Here is a 541-nt window from a genome sequence, read left to right as displayed (position 1 = left end):
TAACAGACCCATTTTTTATTATTTAAAAATAATCGATGGTCTTGTTTTTGAAACCTGATTAGTAGGTTCTGATATGTGATACCAAATTCTCATATTACCACTTTTAATAAATGGCAACTCTTTTCCTTTGTATCTAACTTCTTTAACCTTCGAGTTAACAATGCCATAACTAATTTGTTTTTCCTTACCTAAAACAAGTGCTCCAGAACCATTTGGTTTCAACTGATTTCCACTCATACGAACAATTCGCCACCCAAGAATTGACCTATGCATTGGTGCAGTGTAAAGCATATAATCATCCTCTAGATACGGCTTAATAGCTAATGTATAAGCGTCATTTTCATCATAGACTGTATCAATATAATCTATTGGTTTAAGTTGTTTCTGCGTATCAAAAACCCGCTTTGTTGAAGAATGTATAAAGTAATAATGACCAGCATAAAAAACTGCAAGTGTTAAAATCACTGATGATATTAATCGTTTTTTATTTTTAATTTTACCTCTCCCCCTGCTATCTATTTCTTATTCCACTATTCTGCCC

1 protein-coding gene is annotated in these 541 nt (G+C 32.3%); it reads right to left on the bottom strand.

Going from position 1 to position 541, the window contains the following annotated elements:
• Positions 1 to 18: 18 nt before the first annotated feature.
• A complete protein-coding gene (locus BVI01S_RS21920) occupies positions 19 to 465 on the bottom strand; it encodes a hypothetical protein (RefSeq protein WP_061811547.1) in 447 nt (148 codons plus the stop codon).
• Positions 466 to 541 lie beyond the last annotated feature (76 nt).

It is taken from the genome of Rossellomorea vietnamensis NBRC 101237 (assembly GCF_001591825.1).
GTDB classification, from domain to species: Bacteria; Bacillota; Bacilli; order Bacillales; family Bacillaceae_B; genus Rossellomorea; species Rossellomorea vietnamensis.
This window is presented reverse-complemented; position numbering and strand designations above follow the sequence as displayed.